This window comes from Hyunsoonleella jejuensis (assembly GCF_900111025.1).
GTDB lineage: Bacteria > Bacteroidota > Bacteroidia > Flavobacteriales > Flavobacteriaceae > Jejuia > Jejuia jejuensis.
Map to the genome: position 1 here is coordinate 123,161 of NZ_FOFN01000001.1, position 20,513 is coordinate 143,673.

The 20,513-nt window shown below is 34.7% G+C and carries 18 protein-coding genes; 12 read left to right on the plus strand and 6 right to left on the minus strand.

Annotation, left to right across the window (positions count from 1 at the left end):
- Positions 1 to 34 precede the first annotated feature (34 nt).
- The 3 genes from BMY39_RS00565 to BMY39_RS00575 are packed head-to-tail and all read left to right on the plus strand — an operon-like array spanning position 35 to position 2,769.
- Complete coding sequence (locus BMY39_RS00565; RefSeq protein ID WP_092574069.1) at positions 35 to 745, plus strand: DUF6503 family protein; 711 nt, start codon at positions 35 to 37, stop codon at positions 743 to 745.
- Position 746: 1 nt separating this feature from the next.
- Positions 747 to 2,528 carry a chloride channel protein gene (locus BMY39_RS00570; RefSeq protein ID WP_092574071.1) on the plus strand — a complete coding sequence of 594 codons (1,782 nt, stop codon included), beginning with the start codon at positions 747 to 749 and terminating at the stop codon, positions 2,526 to 2,528.
- A 4-nt stretch (positions 2,529 to 2,532) separates the two neighbouring features.
- Positions 2,533 to 2,769 carry a hypothetical protein gene (locus BMY39_RS00575; RefSeq protein WP_092574073.1) on the plus strand — a complete coding sequence of 79 codons (237 nt, stop codon included), beginning with the start codon at positions 2,533 to 2,535 and terminating at the stop codon, positions 2,767 to 2,769.
- 123 nt (positions 2,770 to 2,892) lie between these two features.
- Here BMY39_RS00575 and BMY39_RS00580 read toward each other — a convergent pair whose 3' ends face one another.
- Positions 2,893 to 3,411 (minus strand): hypothetical protein, encoded by a 519-nt coding sequence (locus BMY39_RS00580; RefSeq protein WP_092574076.1) that lies wholly within the window; start codon positions 3,409 to 3,411, stop codon positions 2,893 to 2,895.
- A 75-nt stretch (positions 3,412 to 3,486) separates the two neighbouring features.
- Here BMY39_RS00580 and BMY39_RS00585 point away from each other — a divergent pair, with 75 nt between their 5' ends.
- The 3 genes from BMY39_RS00585 (at position 3,487) to BMY39_RS00595 (ending at position 6,361) form a co-directional block, all read left to right on the plus strand.
- On the plus strand, positions 3,487 to 4,074 hold the full coding sequence (locus BMY39_RS00585; RefSeq protein WP_092574078.1) for a HupE/UreJ family protein: 588 nt from the start codon (positions 3,487 to 3,489) through the stop codon (positions 4,072 to 4,074).
- A 266-nt stretch (positions 4,075 to 4,340) separates the two neighbouring features.
- Entirely contained in the window at positions 4,341 to 4,772 is a 432-nt protein-coding gene (locus BMY39_RS00590; protein WP_092574081.1) for a deoxycytidylate deaminase, read from the plus strand.
- A complete protein-coding gene (locus BMY39_RS00595) occupies positions 4,772 to 6,361 on the plus strand; it encodes a S41 family peptidase (protein WP_092574087.1) in 1,590 nt (529 codons plus the stop codon). Before BMY39_RS00590 ends, BMY39_RS00595 begins: the two co-directional genes overlap by 1 nt.
- A gap of 67 nt (positions 6,362 to 6,428) precedes the next feature.
- Here BMY39_RS00595 and BMY39_RS00600 read toward each other — a convergent pair whose 3' ends face one another.
- From BMY39_RS00600 to BMY39_RS00610, 3 genes are read right to left on the minus strand one after another with little or no spacing between them, the layout of a single operon-like run.
- Positions 6,429 to 7,037: an FAD-dependent oxidoreductase gene (locus BMY39_RS00600; protein ID WP_092574091.1), complete on the minus strand. Its 609-nt coding sequence runs from the start codon at positions 7,035 to 7,037 to the stop codon at positions 6,429 to 6,431.
- Positions 7,037 to 7,240, minus strand: a complete 204-nt coding sequence (locus BMY39_RS00605) for a hypothetical protein (RefSeq protein WP_092574093.1) — start codon at positions 7,238 to 7,240, stop codon at positions 7,037 to 7,039. The genes BMY39_RS00600 and BMY39_RS00605 overlap by 1 nt, the downstream gene beginning before the upstream one ends.
- A gap of 2 nt (positions 7,241 to 7,242) precedes the next feature.
- On the minus strand, positions 7,243 to 7,824 hold the full coding sequence (locus BMY39_RS00610) for a MarC family protein (protein ID WP_092574095.1): 582 nt from the start codon (positions 7,822 to 7,824) through the stop codon (positions 7,243 to 7,245).
- Between the two features lie 106 nt (positions 7,825 to 7,930).
- On the opposite strand from BMY39_RS00610, the gene BMY39_RS00615 reads away from it, so the two are divergent.
- From BMY39_RS00615 to BMY39_RS00630, 4 genes are all read left to right on the plus strand, one after another.
- Positions 7,931 to 8,494: a DUF3109 family protein gene (locus BMY39_RS00615; protein ID WP_092574097.1), complete on the plus strand. Its 564-nt coding sequence runs from the start codon at positions 7,931 to 7,933 to the stop codon at positions 8,492 to 8,494.
- A gap of 482 nt (positions 8,495 to 8,976) precedes the next feature.
- Positions 8,977 to 10,251 carry a ribonucleotide-diphosphate reductase subunit beta gene (locus BMY39_RS00620; RefSeq protein ID WP_092574100.1) on the plus strand — a complete coding sequence of 425 codons (1,275 nt, stop codon included), beginning with the start codon at positions 8,977 to 8,979 and terminating at the stop codon, positions 10,249 to 10,251.
- Positions 10,252 to 10,254: 3 nt separating this feature from the next.
- Positions 10,255 to 12,045 carry a ribonucleoside-diphosphate reductase subunit alpha gene (locus tag BMY39_RS00625; RefSeq protein ID WP_092574103.1) on the plus strand — a complete coding sequence of 597 codons (1,791 nt, stop codon included), beginning with the start codon at positions 10,255 to 10,257 and terminating at the stop codon, positions 12,043 to 12,045.
- 113 nt (positions 12,046 to 12,158) lie between these two features.
- The gene (locus BMY39_RS00630; RefSeq protein ID WP_092574105.1) at positions 12,159 to 12,680 is read left to right on the plus strand and encodes an RDD family protein; all 522 of its coding nucleotides are present in this window, start codon (positions 12,159 to 12,161) and stop codon (positions 12,678 to 12,680) included.
- A 70-nt stretch (positions 12,681 to 12,750) separates the two neighbouring features.
- Here the strand turns inward: BMY39_RS00630 and BMY39_RS00635 are convergent, their stop codons facing one another.
- Complete coding sequence (locus BMY39_RS00635; RefSeq protein WP_092574107.1) at positions 12,751 to 13,614, minus strand: OmpA/MotB family protein; 864 nt, start codon at positions 13,612 to 13,614, stop codon at positions 12,751 to 12,753.
- 159 nt (positions 13,615 to 13,773) lie between these two features.
- Between BMY39_RS00635 and BMY39_RS00640 the strand changes: the two genes are divergently transcribed.
- Together BMY39_RS00640 and BMY39_RS00645 are read left to right on the plus strand one after the other, a co-directional pair.
- The gene (locus BMY39_RS00640) at positions 13,774 to 15,537 is read left to right on the plus strand and encodes a Na/Pi cotransporter family protein (protein WP_092574113.1); all 1,764 of its coding nucleotides are present in this window, start codon (positions 13,774 to 13,776) and stop codon (positions 15,535 to 15,537) included.
- A gap of 171 nt (positions 15,538 to 15,708) precedes the next feature.
- A complete protein-coding gene (locus BMY39_RS00645; protein WP_245738110.1) occupies positions 15,709 to 18,141 on the plus strand; it encodes a TonB-dependent receptor in 2,433 nt (810 codons plus the stop codon).
- A 62-nt stretch (positions 18,142 to 18,203) separates the two neighbouring features.
- On the opposite strand, the gene BMY39_RS00650 is transcribed toward BMY39_RS00645, so the two are convergent.
- Positions 18,204 to 20,513 carry an inorganic phosphate transporter gene (locus BMY39_RS00650; RefSeq protein WP_092574123.1) on the minus strand — a complete coding sequence of 770 codons (2,310 nt, stop codon included), beginning with the start codon at positions 20,511 to 20,513 and terminating at the stop codon, positions 18,204 to 18,206.

Sequence of the window (20,513 nt, forward strand, 5' to 3'; positions counted from 1 at the left end):
ATTGCGGGATTTTTTGTTAATTTTAATCATGCAAATGAAACTTACTTTTCTCTTACTTTTTCTGTTTTGTTCCGCTTTAGGATTTTCACAAGAGCTTAATGGCAATAAGCTACTAGACAAGGCCATAGCTTACCACGACCCAAATGGTAATTGGGCAAATTTTAAAGGTGAATTAAATATCATTATGGAAATTCCTGATAAACCAAATCGAGATAGTAATGTCAAAATCGATTTGCCGAATCAAGTCTTTTCAGTGAAAGCAACTGTTCAAGATAACACTACAGAATACATCATCAATAAAGATAGTATTACGATAGTTTTTAATGGAGACAAAAACCCTTCAGAAGCAATTTTAAAAGAACACCGCTTAAACAAAGATAGAGCAAAACTATATCAAAACTACTACACCTACCTTTATGGTTTGCCCATGAAACTTAAAGACCCCGGCACCATTATTCATGACAAAATAGAAAGTAAAACCTTGAAAGGCAAAACCTATTGGGTGCTAAAAGCTACGTATGATAAAGACATAGGAAAGGATACTTGGTATTTCTATTTTGACAAGGACACATATGCTATGGAAGTTTATCAATTTTACCATGATGAATCTAAGAATGATGGCGAGTATATTTTACTTTCAGAAGAAGCAATTGTTAATGGGATTAAAATGCCAAAAATTAGAGCGTGGTATGTTAATAAAAATGACAAACTTTTAGGAACCGATATTTTAAATCCTTCAGAATAAAATGAGCTTTAAAGGCCTTTTACGGAAGTTCTTAATTTGGAAATATAAACATATTTCTGAACGTCAGTTCATTTATATGCTGAGTATTTTAGTCGGTTTTTTGGCAGGAATGGGTACCGTAGCTTTAAAGAACATAACCCATGGTATTAGAGGTATATTCATTTCCAATGTATTTCAAGACTACCAAAGCTCCTTATATTTTATTCTACCTATAGTCGGTTTGTTGCTAGTTTACATCATTAAACAAACTTGGTTAAAAAAACATATTGGTCATGGTATTTCAACCACATTACATGCTATTTCTAAACTCAATGGCATTATCCCAAGGTATAATATTTATGCTGCTTTAATTACAGCGCCTTTAACCGTTGGATTTGGTGGTTCTGTAGGGCTACAAGGACCTGCTGTTAGTGTAGGTTCAGCTTTAGGTTCTAACGCTGCGCAATTGTTCCACATGAATACCAAAACCCGTTTACTGCTCATTGCATGTGCTGCTGCAGGCGCCATGGCATCAATGTTTAAAGCCCCTATTGCAGCAATTATTTTCGCTATAGAAATATTTAGTTTAGATATTGCTTTTGCGTCTTTAGTACCGCTCCTACTAGCGTCTGTTTCCGCAGTAGTAACATCTTATTTTTTCTTAGGCACTGATGTACTTTTACGTTTTGAGTTAACCGATAAATTTCAAATAAACGATATTGGGTTCTACGCCATTTTAGGTGTAGTTACAGGATTAATGTCTGTATATTATTCTAAGGTGTTTTTTGGTATCACTAACTTTTTTAAACAATTTGAAAGTCGTGCTAAACGTTTACTCATTGGCGGTTTGGCAATAGGCACCATGCTATACGTTATACCTCCACTATATGGTGAAGGTTATGGTGTAATGAATAACCTACTAAAAGGCGACCATATTGCTGCTATAGGCAGCACTCCTTTTAACCTAGATTTAGAAAATATTTGGATAGTAATAGGTCTATTACTCGGAATCGCTATTTTTAAGGCCATTGCGATGACCACCACTTTTGGAGCTGGAGGTGTTGGTGGAGTATTTATTCCAACACTCGTTATGGGAAGTGCTCTTGGAAATGCCTTTGCTAAAATTATTAATAATCTGGGATTGGATTTCAATGTATCAGAATCTAATTTCACGCTAATTGGAATGACGGGGTTAATGGCAGGTGTGCTCCATGCACCATTAACAGCTATATTTTTAATTGCCGAAATTACGGGCGGCTACGAACTATTCGTGCCTTTAATGTTGGTAGCGGCTATTTCCTTCTCTATCACAAAATACTACATCTCACATTCTATTTATACTCTAAAACTAGCACAACGCGGGGAACTCATTACGCACGATAAGGATAAAAACGTTTTAATGATGCTTGAAATCGACAAAGTAATTGAAACCAACTTCATCATCTTAAAGCCAGAAATGAAACTTCGTGAAGTTTTAACAAGTGCTGTTGCTAAATCCTCCAGAAATCACTTTCCTGTAGTGAATGAAAACCATGAGTTTCTAGGTGTTATCCGGTTAGATGATATAAGACATATGATGTTCAAAACAGAGTTATACGACAAAGTAGATGTACAAAGCGTTATGCACGCAGATGCAGGCATTATTATTTATGAAGAGGACACTATGAATACCATAATGGATAGGTTTAAAACCAGCGGCGCCTGGAATTTACCCGTTATTAAAAATGGCAAATATTATGGATATATTTCGAAATCTAAATTACTAACAGCTTACAGACGCCAGCTCATTAACGTAACACATTAGTCGTATGAAATACGTAATTTTAGTATTAACTTTAGTTTCTTTTGGCTTGATACTATCAGGATTTTTAATAACTATCGAAAATTCCGAAAAATGTATTGGACTGGGTGTTGTTATTCTTTTTTTATTGGTATTCCCTCTATTTACCTACTACCGCTGGAAGGATAAAAACCTAAAGGACTATATGCTAACCAAGGAAAACTTGGACAAAATGAGAGAAAACCAAAAGGAAAACAAATATTGAAAATTTGGCCACTACCCAGTGCTCATCATATTAAAAAGAACTTCTAAATCGTTGACTTCTTTAAAATTAAATGACATATAACCTTTAAATTTTTTAAAGTATTAGTCATAAACGCCCTCTTAATCAAGGACGCACAATTTTTTGATTATCTTTTTCCAACTTCTTATTCAATTGGAAATTTAAATTCGAATAAGCCACTAAAAGTTCTTTTGTAGAGGCAGCTAGTTCAGATTTTGTTGTGGTGTTTAACTTATAGGTTTCATCTAGTTTGTATAACATGTTTTCCACAATAGTAATTCTGGATAAGACCGACTGTGTTTTTAGCGTATCAGGAATATCTTTTCGCAACTCTTTTACCAATTGAAATATAGCCTGTTCATCTTCGTCAAAAAACGAAAAATTAGCCGTTTTAATGTTTGTAATAGCCGTTTTAAGTCGTGAATATGGTTGCCAAGGCTCTGTTAGCACTTCAACTTTAGGGTCTAAAGCAAATTCAATATATTTTAGTTTTGCAATATCAGTTTCTGTTAAAACATCTGTAGTATTAGTTTTGTTTGAGGTGTCTTCGGTTTGTTGCGGTTTATTGTTGCAGGCAATAATTACAACAAAACAGCAGAAAATGATAAAAAGCCTTAACACCATAGCTTGAATTTTTTATGATTTGTACCGCAAATATATATTAATCGTATATTTGAAGAACCCTAAAATCTAGTTAAAATGCTCGATAATTTTCTTTTTAATTTAGAGTACGGCATGAAACACGTACTTGATATTAACGCCTACGATCACGTTTTATTTTTAATGGTACTAACTATCCCGTACTTGTTTAAGGATTGGAAGCGTGTGTTGCTCTTAGTCTCTTTATTTACACTTGGGCATTCGTTGTCTTTGGTTTTAGCCGCATATAATGTAGTGACAGTTAGCGGAAGTTTGGTGGAATTTCTTATTCCTATCACCATACTTGTTGTTGCGCTGTATAATGTATTTACAGCAGGTAAAGGCGCTCAAAAAGAACGTATTGGCGTATTGTTTTTAACGACGTTATTTTTTGGTTTAATTCACGGATTGGGTTTTGCCAGGGAATTTCAAATGCTTTTAGGAGAATCGGATAGTAAACTGGTATTGCTTTTAGAGTTTGCCTTAGGGATAGAAATTGCACAAATTATTATCGTATTTGTTGTCTTGTTTGTTGGCTATTTGGTGCAAACAATTTTTAGATTTTCAAAACGCGATTGGATTATGGTAATTTCCGCTATCGTTATAGGTCTAGTAATTCCTATGTTGTTGAATAGTGACTTTTTATAGTTTAGCCAATGCAAAAAGATCTGTTTTGTAAAAACTTTAACGCACAATTGATTGTAATTACAACATGAACCTGTTATTTTCGTTATGGTGTTTCGCGTTAGGGATTGCAGCGGCATCCTTTTTTATGTCAGTTCGAGTGTTTTGTGAAGCATGAGCAAAACGTATCGAGAACGCATAAAAAAGATATAGCGAAAAGCCCGACCCGAGCACGAATAATTAAAAAATATTCTGAGGATACATCGAGGGTAACGCTCAAATAATAATTAATGCAAAACGAAAAGCAATTAAAATACGACAAGGCTTATTTGCGGATAGCACAAGAATGGGGTAAGCTATCTTACTGTAAACGCAAACAAGTCGGTGCTATTATTGTAAAGGATAGAATGATAATCTCTGATGGATACAATGGCACCCCAACAGGTTTTGAAAATTTTTGTGAAGATGATGAAGGTTACACGAAGTGGTATGTACTGCATGCTGAAGCCAATGCTATTTTAAAAGTGGCGGCATCTACACAATCGTGCAAAGGCGCAACGTTATACATAACGCTTTCGCCCTGTAAGGAATGTAGTAAGCTAATACATCAGGCCGGAATTGTAAAAGTAGTATACAATAAGGCGTATAAGGACGATTCCGGACTAAGCTTTCTAAAACGTGCAGGGATAGATTTACAACTAATAGAAGATTTAAAAGCATAATGCATTTTGATAAAAAATATTTGCCTTTAATATTGGGCGTAGCAATAGCTGCTGGCGTTTTTATTGGTGGAAAATTGAATTTTGCCGATGCTCCAGATCGATTATTTACGTCTAACAGCAAAAAGGATAAACTCAATAGGCTGATTGACTATATTGAATACGATTACGTGGATGATATTAATACAGATAGTATTGTTGATGTAACGGTAAATGGAATTTTAGAAAATCTAGACCCGCATTCGGTATATATTCCACGGGATGATATGCAACGCGTAGTTGAAGAAATGCGTGGTAATTTTGTAGGTATTGGCGTTAGTTTTTATAACTATAAGGATACTATTACCGTAATTAGGCCAATAGAAAACGGGCCAAGTGCAAAAGCCGGAATTAGAGGTGGCGATAGAATTGTAATGGCCGATGGAGATACGCTGTACGGTGATGTAAAAAGTAGTGAAGCTATAAAAAAATTAAAAGGACCTCTAAACTCCAAAGTAGAATTAAAAGTACATCGTAAAGGCGAACCAGAATTGTTGACGTTTAAAGTAAAACGCAGTAAAATCCCTATAAAAAGTGTAGATGCTGCATATATGTTAACTGACAATTTAGGCTACATAAAAATCAATAAGTTTGCCGAATCTACTTATAAAGAATTTAAAACAGGATTACAAAAATTAATTGATGAAGGCGCAACGAAAATGGCCCTAGATTTACGAGACAATCCTGGAGGAAGACTAGATATTACCGAGCAAATTATAGACGAATTCCTAGAAGATGATAAGCTCATTCTATTTACGAAAAATAAGCGCGGAGATATTGAAAAGAGTTATGCAACAAACAGAGGCGACTTCGAGCAAGGTGAAGTATTTGTATTGATGGATGAAAACTCCGCATCGGCCAGCGAAATTGTTGCAGGTGCATTACAGGATAACGATAAAGGCACCATTGTGGGGCGTCGCTCTTACGGCAAAGGCCTGGTACAGCGCGAAATGGATTTGGGAGACGGTAGTGCGGTACGCTTAACAGTTTCTAGATATTATACACCTACAGGACGCTCCATCCAACGCCCTTACGATAAGGGAAATAGGGAATACTATGAAGATTACTATAAGCGTTTGGAAAACGGTGAATTATCTGATGGTGCTAAAATAGAAGTTGCCGATTCTTTAAAATTTACCACGCCTAAGGGTAAAGTAGTGTATGGTGGCGGTGGCATTATTCCTGATGTTTTTGTGCCAGTTGATAAATCGATGAATAACGAAACACTCAGCTATTTAAGGCGAAGAGGTGTTATTAGTTATTTTGTGTTTGAAACCATTGAAAAAAACCGAAATATCTATAAGGGTTATGAACGACAAGATTTTATAGATAATTTTAAGGTAAACGACGATATGGTTTTGGAGTTCCAAGATTATCTAAATGTAAGATTTGGCTCTAACGTTACTTTTGTGGCCTATAACGAAGAGGTTAAGCAGTACATGAAAGCCACCTTCGCCGACCAACTTTTTGGCAATGGTGCGTTTGAAGAAGTTATCAATCAAAGAGATATTATGATTGATGAGGTGATTCGGTTGAGCGAAGAGCAAGAGTAGGCAGTAAAAATCTCCTGTTTATTTGATTGTAATTCACAATACTTTGCACCTTAAAGCCTTTAGCCGGTTACTCGCCTATTTTATCATGTACCTTAGTATGTTTCCCATCATTCCAAAGGGTTAAAATATCGGTAGCCACTTGTGCCCCACTACCTGACGCTATGGAAAACTGACTGCGCCAACCAGCTAAAGTTCCAGCCACATAGAGATTTTCTGCAATGAGGTGGTCCGTATTTTTTAACCAAATACGTTCCTTTTCAATTTGTGACCTAGGGTGTGGTTCAATATACCGGTTCAACCCCTGAATACGCATTAAATTAGTATAACCTACAGCAATTACAACAACTTTACTCAGGTAGCTGTTTTTATTAGTGCGAATTTCAAAAACATTGTTTTGTTTCACAATCTCTAAGACTTTCTCCTTATCAATTTGTTGTACATGAGGGTATTGTTCTGCGAGTTGCTGTATACCACTTTCCAAAATTGAAGCACCAGTAGTTCCAGGAGCTAATCCTAAAACATTATTAAATAATGCCGTTTGTAGATGCGATGTTTTTTGATGGGTAACAATGCCTATAGTTTTATGTTCTGCAAAAGGCTTATTTTTAGCTGAACCCAACACCAAAGCACAAGACATTCCAGCAGCGCCCCCGCCGACAATTAAAACATCAAACATTACTTCTTTTGCTTAAGTTTTTCTTCAATGCGTTTAGATGTTAATAAAATCAACATCAAAATAATAGCACATAAAGCGCTTACAATTGTAATAAGACTCACAATGCTTTCACCTTCAAAAAGAGCATCAAAATTCAGTTTAGTCGCATTAAAAATTCCTAAACCCAAAGCTAAAATTATAATGACATATGCTACGTATTTCATAATTATATAAATAAGGCTTTAATATTAGCTACAAATAATTTAACGGCTATCGCTAAGAGTATAACACCAAATACTTTTCTAATAATATTGATGCCATTTGTTCCTAAAAAACGTTCAATCCTAGAAGATGTTTTTAGAACAATAAAAATAAAGATAACATTTAATAAAATGGCTACTATAATGTTCTCAACCTTAAATTCTGCCCGTAAGGAAAGTAAAGTTGTTAAACTACCTGGTCCTGCCATTAAAGGAAATGCCAACGGAAAAATAGAGGCGGTCATTGGGTTTGTTTCTTCTTGTTTGTAAAGCGTAATACCCAAAATCATTTCTAAAGCAATAAAAAAGAGGATAAAGGCACCTGCAACTGCAAAAGAATTAACATCAATACCAATAAGATTTAAGATGCTTTTTCCCAAAAACAGGAAAAGTATCATGATACATCCGGCTATTATGGATGCTTTTCCACTTTGAATGTGGCCAACTTTTTTTCGCAAGTCTATTACAATGGGAATATTGCCAACAATATCAATTACGGCAAACAACACCATAAAAGCAGTGAAAATTTCCTTAAAGTTAAGTTGCATAGCCTTAGATGATTAAATTTTTTGCAAAGGTCAGTATTTATTATCAAATGGCAACACCAAAAAAATTGAAAGTTTAAGTATTTTTGCTGGCTCATAGTATTACCGTATGTTTCAACTAGGAAAAACCATTGTTTCTGAAGATATTATAAAAAAAGATTTCCTATGCAATTTAAGTGCATGTAAAGGAGCTTGTTGCATTGATGGCGACGCTGGTGCGCCCTTAGAAAAAGAAGAAGTTGCTATTTTAGAGGAGATATACCCTAAGGTGAAACCTTTTTTGAGACCGGAAGGTATTGAAGCTATAGCACATCAAGGCACCTCTATAACCACCGAAGATGGCGAGTTGGAGACTCCTTTAATTAACGGAGCCGATTGTGCCTATGTTATTTTTGATGACAACAACGTAGCGCTGTGTGGTATAGAGGAAGCTTACAATCAAGGGGAAATATCCTGGAAGAAGCCAATTTCATGCCATTTATACCCCATTCGTGTTAGAGATTATACCGAGTTTTCAGGAGTAAATTATCATAAATGGCAAATTTGTGATGATGCCTGTGTTTTAGGAAAAGAGCTACAAGTTCCTGTTTACAAATTTGTAAAGGAAGCGCTTATACGTAAATTTGGCGAGGATTGGTATAACGAACTAGAAAAGGTTGCCGAAACTTTTTAACAACCTTACAAAATGGCTTAAAAAACAACCTAAAACCTCTTATAAACACAAGGGTTGATTAGGTATTTAGCTTTAATTTTTTTTGTAAACTTTTTTTATATTAAAAAAAATTAAAATACTGATTATCAATATTTTAACTTATTTTTTTTGTAAACTTATTGATTTTCAATCTATTATTTGTTTGTTAAAAACTTGTTGAAAAGCTTTTTTTATTCTCTTAAAAACATATCAATCATTTTGCAATCTTTGCTACACTCAATTCTGGGTAAAAACACAATTTTAGCTTGTTAATAAACTTGTTAAAAAGGTATTTAAGGGTTACCAAAAATACATTTAACAAATTACAATCTTTGTTGAAGCCTTTTTTATCAAAAAAATAGTTTCAATAAAGTTTATTAAAAAAATGCACTGAAATTTTAGGTGTGTTTTTCAGGGGAAACTCTGCTGGATATTGAACGTAAACACTTAACCAATACCATCACATGGAAATAACACATATTATTAAGCGCGACTACGAAACAACGCCTTTTGTGCTTGAAAAAATCACGAATGCAATAGAAAAGGCAATGCTTTCGGTAAATCACGGCACAAGACAAGATGCCACAGATATTTCAGACAGGGTTTTTGAATCTTTGCTAGCTAGAAAAGCAATAGATGCAAGATATGTACCTACAGTAGAACAAGTACAGGATATTGTAGAAGACAAACTTATGGATAGCGCATTTCATGATGCCGCTAAAGCCTATATTTTATACAGAGATGAGCAGGCTAGAAAAAGACAGACCAACATTTTTGAAAAACGCATCAACTTAAAGCCTTATGAGTACCCAGATTTATACGAATACGTAAATGCCATAAGACATTCGTACTGGATTCATACAGAATTCAATTTTACCAGTGACATCCAGGATTTTAAGGCACAACTTAATGACACTGAAAGGTCTGCAATAAAAAATACCATGTTGGCTATTTCTCAAATAGAAGTAGCAGTTAAAACATTTTGGGGAGATATTTACCAAAAAATGCCAAAGCCAGAAATAGGCTCGGTAGGGTCTACGTTTGCAGAAAGTGAAGTACGCCATCATGACGCATATTCTCATCTTTTGGAAATATTAGGACTTAATGCAGAGTTTAAAGCTTTAAAAAAGAAACCTGTTATAATGAGGCGCGTACACTATTTGGAAACCGCGCTTAAGAATTCTAAGAGTGAAAACATACAGGAATATGCAGAGTCTATTTTGTTATTTTCTCTTTTCATAGAACACGTATCCTTATTCTCCCAGTTCTTAATAATCATGGCCTTTAATAAGCATAAAAATATGCTTAAAGGTATTTCCAATGTAGTGGAAGCTACTTCAAAAGAAGAGCAAATTCATGGCGATTTTGGTATCGATGTTATTAAAATCATCAAAAAAGAAAACCCAGAATGGTTTGGAGAAGATTATAATGTAAAAATTCAAACTATATGTAAAGAAGCCTATAATGCTGAAAGTGATATTATAGATTGGATTTTTGAGGAAGGAGAATTAGATTTCTTACCTAAGGCGGTTGTTAACGAATTCATTAAGAAGCGTTTTAATAATTCGTTAGAAAGCATAGGTATCGCCAAGATTTTTAATATTGATGAAGCATTAATAGCACAAACAGAATGGTTTGATGACGAAATTATAGGAACAAAACACGGTGATTTCTTCGTTAAACGATCCATTAACTATAGTAAAAGAACAAAAAGTATAACCAGTGACGACCTTTTTTAAACCATGAAAATAAACACACACCCTCAAGACAACAAAACCGAACAACAATCTAACTACGACCAACTTGTAAATGCTAGAAAAGCACAAATTAAAAATGTTAACCAAACTACATCTAGTCCAAATTTTGAATGGTTGACTGAGAATAGCCGTAAATTTTTAGCATCAGGCTATCTCACCGATGATGCAACACCTGAAGAAAGAATTCGTGAAATTGCCGAAAGAGCAGAACAAATTTTAAAAATTGACGGGTATGCTGATAAGTTTTATGGGTATATGTCGGAAGGCTTTTTCTCTTTAGCATCGCCAGTTTGGTCTAACTTCGGAAAAAAGAGAGGCTTACCAATAAGTTGTTTTGGTTCTAACATTGCTGATGATATGGGTAATATTTTATATACGCAATCTGAAGTAGGAATGATGTCTAAATTGGGTGGTGGTACATCAGGGTATTTTGGAAATTTAAGACATAGAGGTGCACCAGTAAAAAATAACGGATCTTCCTCTGGAGCAGTACATATTATGCAGCTTTTTGAAAAGATGGTAGATGTTGTTAGCCAAGGTTCAGTGAGACGAGGGCGCTTTTCCCCGTACTTACCTGTAGAGCATCCAGATATCAATGAATTTTTAGAGATTGGTACAGAGGGCAACTCCATTCAAGAGCTTACACACGGTGTGAGTGTAACTGACAAATGGATGGAAGAAATGATTGAAGGCGATGTTGAAAAACGTTCTATCTGGGCTAAAGTAATACAACGTAGAGGTGAGATAGGATATCCTTATATTTTCTTTAAAGACCACGCCAACAATCAAGCGGCAGATGTATATAAAGATAAAAAACACCAAATTGTTGCGAGTAATTTATGTACTGAAATTATGTTGCCTTCTAACGACCAATGGTCTTTTGTATGCGTACTATCATCCGTAAATTTATTGCACTATGATAAATGGAAAGACACTGACGCTATAGAAACTATGGTGTATTTCCTAGATGCTGTAATTACAGAGTTTATCGAAAAACTTGAAGAGTATAGAGACTCTAGTGATTTAGATGACAGGCAAACATTTATGTTTATGGAACGCGCCTATAATTTTGCAAAATCTAATAGAGCATTAGGTTTAGGTGCTTTAGGATGGCATTCCTTACTGCAATCTAAAATGTTGCCATTTGACAGTGCTGAGGCTTACAACTTAAACAGTGAAATATTCAAGACCATACAAGATAAATCTTATAAGGCATCGAAAGAGTTGGCTGATTTATTTGGAGAGCCAGAAGTTTTAAAAGGTTATGGTAGACGCAATGCTACATTAAATGCTATAGCGCCTACAACATCATCAGCCTTTATTTTAGGTCAGGTTTCTCAAGGTATCGAGCCTATATGGTCTAATATTTATGTGAAAGATATTGCCAAAATTAAAACCACAATAAAAAATCCATACTTAGAACATCTTTTAGAAGAAAAAGGGCAAAATACTCCTGAAATATGGCGCAGTATTCGTGATCATGATGGATCTGTTCAGCATTTGGAGTTTTTAACAGAGCATGAACGTGATGTATTTAAAACATACTCCGAAATAGATCAGCTAGCCATTGTGTATCAAGCTGCCAACAGGCAAAACCATATAGATCAAGGACAATCTGTAAATATCATCGTGCACCCTGATATGCCTGTAAAAGACATCAACAAGATTTATGTTACAGCATGGAAATTAGGTTTAAAGTCCTTATACTATCAACATAGTATGAATGCCGCTCAAAAATTCAAACAGAAAAAAGAGTGTGCTAGTTGTGAGGGCTAAAACAAATTAGTAATGGTTTTTGTTTCCTCTTCCAAGGGAACCAAATTTATAAAAAGGCATCTCGATCGAGATGCCTTTTTTGTTTTATATTAGCGAACTAATTTCATTACAAAATGACTGAAAAATTTAAAGTAACACCAGATTTATATACTTCTAAAGGAAACCGTTTTGTGCATTATATTGTTGATATTATCGCAATTTTATTAGTTTTCTACGGCATTTTCTTAGGGTTTATTTTTTTGTATTACTCAATTGTAGAGGATACTTCAGGTATGGATAATTTTCTTGACAATATGGAGAACACAAATCCTTTATTAGATAGGTTAATAACCGCTATAGTTCTTGCATTGCTATATTTTGGCTTAGAACGTCTAACTAAAGGACGAAGTATTGGGAAATATATAACTAAGACAAAAATAGTTATGGAAGACGGTAGCACGCCTACTACAAGCGATTATCTGAAACGAAGTTTTTCTAGAATGATTCCTTTTGAGGCGTTCTCCTTTTTAGGGGCGGAAGGACGTGGGTGGCATGATACTATTTCAAAAACTTATGTTGTTGATATTGCTAAATTTGAAGCCAAAAGAAAATCTCATAACGAACTTGACCAAATAGGAGTAGCTCAAGATATATAACAACCATAGGAAACCAAAAAAAGCACCACGTAAGGGCGTGATGCTTTTTTATAGATTAAAAATGGATTAATTAATCTAATATGTTGTTTTCGGCAACACTATTATCGTTAGTAGACATTAAAGCAAAAAACTTATCAATATTTGGTAGAATAATAATTCTTGTACGTCTATTTTTCGCCCTGTTTTCTCTGGAATCATTATCAGCAACAGGTTGGTAGCTACTTCTACCCGCTGCAATTAATTTTTCGGGAGATACATTATATTGTTCTTGAAGTTTGCGTACTACAGATGTTGCTCTCATTACACTCAAGTCCCAATTGTCTGAAAGAAATTCTGTTTTTATCGTTCTGGCATCAGTATGACCTTCCACCATTACATCCAAACTAGGTTCAGAGTTTATTACATCAGCCAATTTCTTAAGTACCTTGTCAGCCTTAGAGCTCAATCTATAACTCGCTGTATTAAATAACATATCGTCAGCAATAGAAATCATTACTACCGTCTCATTAATATTTACGGCAAAATCATCGTCCTCGTCCATATTACTTTCGCTTATGGTCTTTTCAAGATTGTAAGCTACTGCAAGATTCATAGAATCTTTAAGCGTTGTGGCCTGGGCTAATTTTTCAGCATCAACATTTTTTAATGTTTCTCGCATTTTTACTTTGGTATCGTTTGATATTACAGCAATATTTCCAACAGCATCCAATTTGGTGTCGTTTTCTTGTTTAAGCGTTGCTATTTTAGAATTATAAGCATCTACTCTCGCTTGAATTTTGTCGAATTTAGCTTCTAAATCTTCTTTAGCTACTCTAGTTTTTTGAAGTTCGCTTTTAATCTCACCATTTTCTTGTTGAAGCGCTAAGTACTTCTTTTTGGCTACACATGAAAATGTGGTTACAGCAATTAACAATACGATTGAAATTTTTTTCATAATAATAACTTTAGGTTTGCTTTATGTACGATGAAAGTGAAGATTTGGACGTTGAAATACAATTTTTATAAACCTTATTAAACACGTCATTTTCCATATTTGCTCAAAATACTTATATTCATGACGTAATACATGCCCTATATCTAAACAATAATATACATGGTTAGAAATATTTTTTTTCTTATTCTCTTAGTCTTATTAGGGGTGTCACTTTATTTAAACCCTAATTTTCAGACCATAGCTGCCGGTATTGCCATTTTACTTTTTGGTATGATAATGCTTGAAGAAGGCTTTAGGGTTTTTACTAAAGGGCCATTACAAAACATATTAAGAAAAGCTACAGACAAACTTTACAAAAGTATTTCAACAGGTGCTGTAATTACAGCTTTAATGCAGTCTAGCTCTTTAGTTTCTGTAGTTACTATATCATTTATTAGTGCAGGATTAATTTCGCTTGCGGGCGGTATAGGTTTAATTTTTGGTGCTAATATAGGTACCACGGCTACCGCTTGGTTAGTTGCGGTTTTTGGCCTCAAAATAAAAATATCAGCCTTAGCAATGCCAATGTTGGTATTCGGCGTCATCTTTTCATTTCAGAAAAAGGCATCCTTTAAAGGCCTGGGTAACATTCTTGCCGGTCTTGGCTTTTTCTTTCTAGGCATTTATTACATGAAAGAAGGCTTTGAGGTATTTAAACAGTATATAGACTTATCACAATATGCCATGTCGGGATATTTGGGCGTATTAGTTTATGCGGGGTTAGGTATAATTATTACCACCGTTTTACAATCCAGCAGTGCTACTTTGGCATTAATTTTAACTGCACTTGCGGCTGGACAAATAGAATATGAAAATGCTTTAGCATTGGCAATAGGCGCTAATGTAGGTACAACAATTACAGCAGTGCTTGGGGCACTAGGTTCTAATAGTGCAGGTAAAAGGCTAGCGATAGCGCATTTTATTTTTAATAGCATTACAGGATTGGTGGCTATTGCACTCATTTTTCCGTTGGCTAAAGCAGTGAATTATTTATCAGATAGTCTACATATTGCCCCTACAAATTACACCTTAAAACTGGCATTATTTCATACGATTTTTAATGTTTTGGGCGTGCTTATCATGTTGCCTTTCATTAAAAACTTAGAACGGTTCTTATTACGATTTTTTACTAAAACAAAACAGACCAAAGATGTACACGAACCTAAATACCTAAATACGGCAGCATTAAAATTCTCGGGATCCGCCATTACTGCCCTACTCAAAGAGTCTAAATATTTATTTAAGAAAAGCATCTTCGAAATTGTTGCTCATGCTTTAAATATTCACAGACATGACATAAGATCTGACGAAAAACTTAAAGCAGTCATAAAAAAATCTACCGAAGATTTTCAAATTAATGTAGATGAACTGTACTATTCTAAAGTAAAAGTTATTTATGGAGAAATTATTAAATACGCCGCTATTACAGAAAGCGAGTTGCGCCTGAACAGTAAACAGATAAAAGCGGTAACAGATATAAAAATTGCCAATAGAAAAATGGTGGAGATTATTAAACATTCTGCTGATTTAAATAAAAACATTACCGAAATTTCAAATACTGGCAATGAACATTTACAAAAAGAATATGATAGTTACAGAAAAAAGATTACTAAGGTACTTAGGGTTATTTACTTTTTTAGAACTGAAAACAATGTGGAAAAGTATGCCGAAAAACTTAAGAAATTAAAAAAAGAAGCCAAGGCTAACTTAAGGCAAAGTAATACTTCTATTGATAGGTTAATTAGGAAGGATTTGATCACAGCGAAAGAAGCATCATCATTATTTAATGATTACTCCAATGTAAATGATATTATTAGTAAGCTGATTGACGTTGCTGAATTATTATACGCAAAACACGATTCGTTACTTGATCAAAAATTATAAGATGTTCTATTTTGGCAGGTTTTAATTCACTAAATCTATTTTACTTTTAAGGTAAAAATTGGAAAATTTTAATCATTTTAATGTGTAGATTTGCATTTAAAAATATTTGTATCCATGCATTACTTAATGTTGTTAAAAATTAATACGTTTTCTCTACTTTTCTTTTGCTGTTTGATTTCTCATTTAGGTTTTTCCCAAATAAAAGGCAAATTGGTTGACGATAAACAACAACCTCTGGAATATGCAACTGCTGCATTATTTACACTTGAAGATAGCACATTGATAACCGGAGTGATTTCTAATGAAAATGGTGTGTTTTCAATAGAAGACGTTAAAAAGGGGGATTATTATTTAGAAGCTTCATTCTTAGGTTACGAAAAACAACGTATTGATACTATAACGGTAACTAATAAAGGTGAATTGATTGATCTTGGAACCATTAAGCTGGTTTTGGGAACTCAACTAAATGAAGTGGTTGTAAAAGCAGAGCGCAGCACTGTTGTGAATAAAATTGATCGTCAAGTTTTTGAAGCCTCCAAGTTTAAAAATGCACAAGGTGGTTCTGGCGTTGACGTGATACGAAATTTACCCTCCGTTAGCATCGATAGCCAAGGCGCTATAAGTGTTCGCGGAAGCCAAGGTTTTGTGGCACTCCTAAACGGCAAACCCATTCAAGGTAATGCCAGTAATTTAATAGCACAACTACCTGCAAACGCAATAGAACGGGTTGAAATTATTACAGCACCTTCTGCCAAATATGATCCTGAAGGAAAGGCTGGAATTATTAATATACTCACCAAAAAAGGAGCCGTAAATGGTACATTCGGACAGGTAAACATAAAAGCAGGTTTGCCTTCCATTGAAACTTATGGCAACGATGTTTCGCATAAACGCCATGGTATTGATGCCACCTATAATATTAGAACCGACAAATGGAATATCTCATTAGGCGCCAACTACCAACGAAACGATTTGGGTGGAAGACGAGAAGGCGACGTGTTCACTATTATTAACGATACCAAAACACAGTTTCCCTCTACTGGTGAGCGCAGTTTTGATGAAACCAATTACAGCGGAAGATTTACAGTAGATTTTACGCCAAGTACAACAAACACATACTCCTTTGGTTTTTTTGCTGGAAAACGCAGTAAAGCACGATTGGCAGATATTGTATATTTCGACAACCATGCGGTAACCCCAGCTGATAGTGAAAATAGAGATTATACCTTTCAGTATTTCAATCATAATCTAAGAGAACGCAGGGGTGATTTTGTGTTAGGTAGTTTAGACTGGACTCATAGCTTTAAAAATGAGTCTGAATTATCGGCTTCGTTACTTTACGAATATACGCTTTTAGGCGGGCCAACTGTAAATCAAAATTTAGGTGAGCCAGACCGATCTATTTTATACCAAGATGAATTTAACACTAATGACAACCCATTGCATGGTTTACGCTTTCAATTAGATTACACCTTTAAACCTTTAAATTTCGGCACTATCGAAGCTGGATACCAATATCGCGATTTAACCCATACTGGAGATTTTATATACGAAAGACGAACTGATTTTAACGATGATTTTGAATTGGTTCCAGAGTTTTCAAGTGAGGTAGATTTAGAGCGCACCATCCATTCTGGGTATGTACAGTTATCGGGGAAACAAGGAAAATGGGAATATGCAGCAGGTTCTAGATTAGAAGTTATGGATAGGGCCTTTAGACTGAAAGACAAGACTAATACGGTTGACGAAACGCTGTTCTATGATTTTGTGAAACTATATCCTTCGGCATCCATTCAATATGAAATAAACGCAAATACAAAAATAAAAGCAGCATATAGCAAACGTGTAGAGCGAAATTCAACGTTTAAAATGAATCCGTTCGCTGAACGTGAACACTCCGAAACTCTAGAACAAGGTGACAAAAATCTTAGGCCAGAGTTTATTGATTTGGTGGAGCTAGGTGTTACTAAAAATCTAAAAAAAGGGAATTCTATTTTTGCTACAAGTTATTTTAGGCATGTTGACAACCTAGTAAATAGGGTAAATACAATATATAACGATACCATTTTAAATAGAATATACTCCAACGTTGGTAATGCAAAATCTATTGGTTTAGAAGTTGGGGCTCAAATTAAGCCTACTAAAAGTTGGAGTAATTTTATTGGTGCAAATATTTACAACTATAGTATTGATGGTAGTTTTGATAACCGGCCTATAGATACTGATGTTACTGTGTATTCCATAAATTTAAATTCTACATGGCGCTTTTGGGATAATTCATCCCTGCAATTTACCTTTAATTATCTATCTGACAGAAACACAGCGCAAGGTGAAGATTCTCGGTTTTATTCGCCTAATCTTACCTTTCAAAAATCATTTATGAATGATAGGTTAATGGCCACTTTACAATGGCAAAATATAGATTTGGGATTACTAGATACCAACGAACAACGCATTACTACATTTAGACGCAACGAGTTTTTTACAACTACCAATTATATTTATGAAGTAGATATGATAATTCTAAACCTTTCCTACACGTTTAAGAAAGGAAGTAATAAATCAAAATTTATTGATAGTGAATTTGGTAAAAAGGAGTTTTAAAAAATTCTTAACGCAAATAAAAGGGTGTAGATAATTGTATTACTACACCCTTTTAATTTTGTTTACTCTGCTTCCTCTGAAGATTCATTAATTTTTGCAGGTTCTACAGAACTGTCATGTGCGTTATCGTACTCTTCCATCAGATTCATGGTCGCCGTCAATAAATCTTTAGTTTCAAGGAGTACCCCAAAATAAAGTGTAGTATTTTTAGGACTAGATTCTTCGCTTCGCGTACGTTCAACCTGCTTCTGTATTTTTTCAGATAAAAGATTTGAAACTGTTTCTTTCCTAGTCAATATATTTCCTATAGCGTCAAAATCTCTAGATGTAAATGCTTCTCGAATATCTGAGAACAATGTTTCTAGACAGTCATCAACTTCTTTTAATTCTTTAATTTGATTGAATTTGAGTTTTTTATGATTGTTGTGAATATGTTTGTAACTTACTTTAGAAATATATTCTAGAGACTGAGCCATATCCTGCAGATAACCAAGGATATTGATATAAAAGCTACTAGCTCCTACACTCGACTCATCTAGATTTTTAATGAAATAAAAGATGTTGTTACGCAATTCGTCAACTTCAAAAGATAATTTATCTACTTGCTTTTGATTTTTCTTGAGAGATGATAAATCTTGTTTTGCAAGACCGTTGATAGCATTACTATAAATCTTATTGCCGCGTTTAACCACGTTTGCTATATTACCGGCACTTTCGTGAATAACTCCTTGAACAGAGCTGCTTTCAGCTTTAATCAAACTGTCTTCTGCTCTAACTTCTTTTGATTTTTTATTGTGAACAATTGTACTTCTAATAAGTAATGCAAAGGCCACTACCAATAAAATAGGAAACATTACTGCTAAGTTCAAATTTAGCAAATAGGCAACCAAAGCTGCAGCAGTAAATGCACTAAATGCAGTAAAAAACCAGCCACCAATAACGTTTATAACACCAGCAACTCTATACACGGCACTTTCTGCACCCCAAGCTCTATCTGCTAAAGATGTACCCATGGCAACCATAAACGTCACATAGGTTGTTGAAAGCGGCAATTTATACGATGTTGCTATTGATATTAAAACTGCAGCAACCATTAAGTTTACTGCTGCTCTTACTAAATCAAACGCAGGCAGTTCTAATCGTTTATTTTTAGAAACAGCAATTACTGGTGTTTCAAACTGTTTATCAATTTTCGCTTGCCATGATTGAGGAAGCATATATTCTGTCATTTGAGACATCAACATAGCGAATCTCACAAATCCTCTAGATAATGCGTTAGGCTGAAAACGTTCTTTAGTTTCGCCTTGACTAGACAGGTCTAAAGATGTTTTTACAACACTTTTTGCCTTGGTAGAAAACCATAAGGTTAAAACCATTACCATTCCCGCTCCAAATAACAGCCAGTTATTAGTGGGAACCTTTGAAGCTAAAACATCCATTGGAAATGCTGATGCAGCAGCACCTGAAGCAGACCACTCAAGAAATGCATTGTAAGCAGCTACTGGCACACCTATAAAGTTTACTAAATCATTTCCTGCAAATGCTAATGCAAGAGCGAAGGTTCCAACGATAATAATAAGCTTATAAATATTTGTTTTAATAACCGCAATTAACAGATATGAAAGGATAGACCAGAAAACAGAACTAACCAATACAATGGGCAAAACTTGTGCTTCTAAAAAGTCCTTCATTGTACCACCATCAAGAATGTCGAAAGATTCTTTTGCATACGAAGTACCTTTTAAACCTTTCATAAAAATAAAATAAGTTATAGCAGTTAAGGCTACTCCTCCAAAAATAGCACCAACCCAAGGGCCTTTCTTCTCAAAACTGTAGGACAATAAAACTCTTGAGAACCACTGCACAATGGCTCCAATAGAGAACGCGACAACTACTGAAAGCAGAATTCCAAAAATTATCTGCGATGCTTTAGATGTATTTATATAGTTTATTACATCTGAAAAATCACCTCCATCATGCCCTATCTTTATGAAGGCAATGGCAACAGCGGCTCCAAGCAATTCAAACACTATGGAAACCGTAGTAGATGTTGGCATGCCAACAGAGTTAAAGAAATCGAGCAATAATATATCGGTAATCATTACCGCCATAAATATTATCATAATTTCATCAAACATAAATTCACCAGGATTAAAAATCCCTTTACGCGCAACTTCCATCATACCACTAGAAAAAACAGCTCCTACGGCAACACCAAGGCTAGCAACTATCATAATAGTTTTAAACGAAATGGCTTTTGAGCCAATAGCAGAGTTTAAAAAGTTTACTGCGTCGTTACTAACACCTACAACCAAATCAGCAATAGCTAAAATGGCAAGGGCTATAATCATGTACAAGTAAATATTATCCAT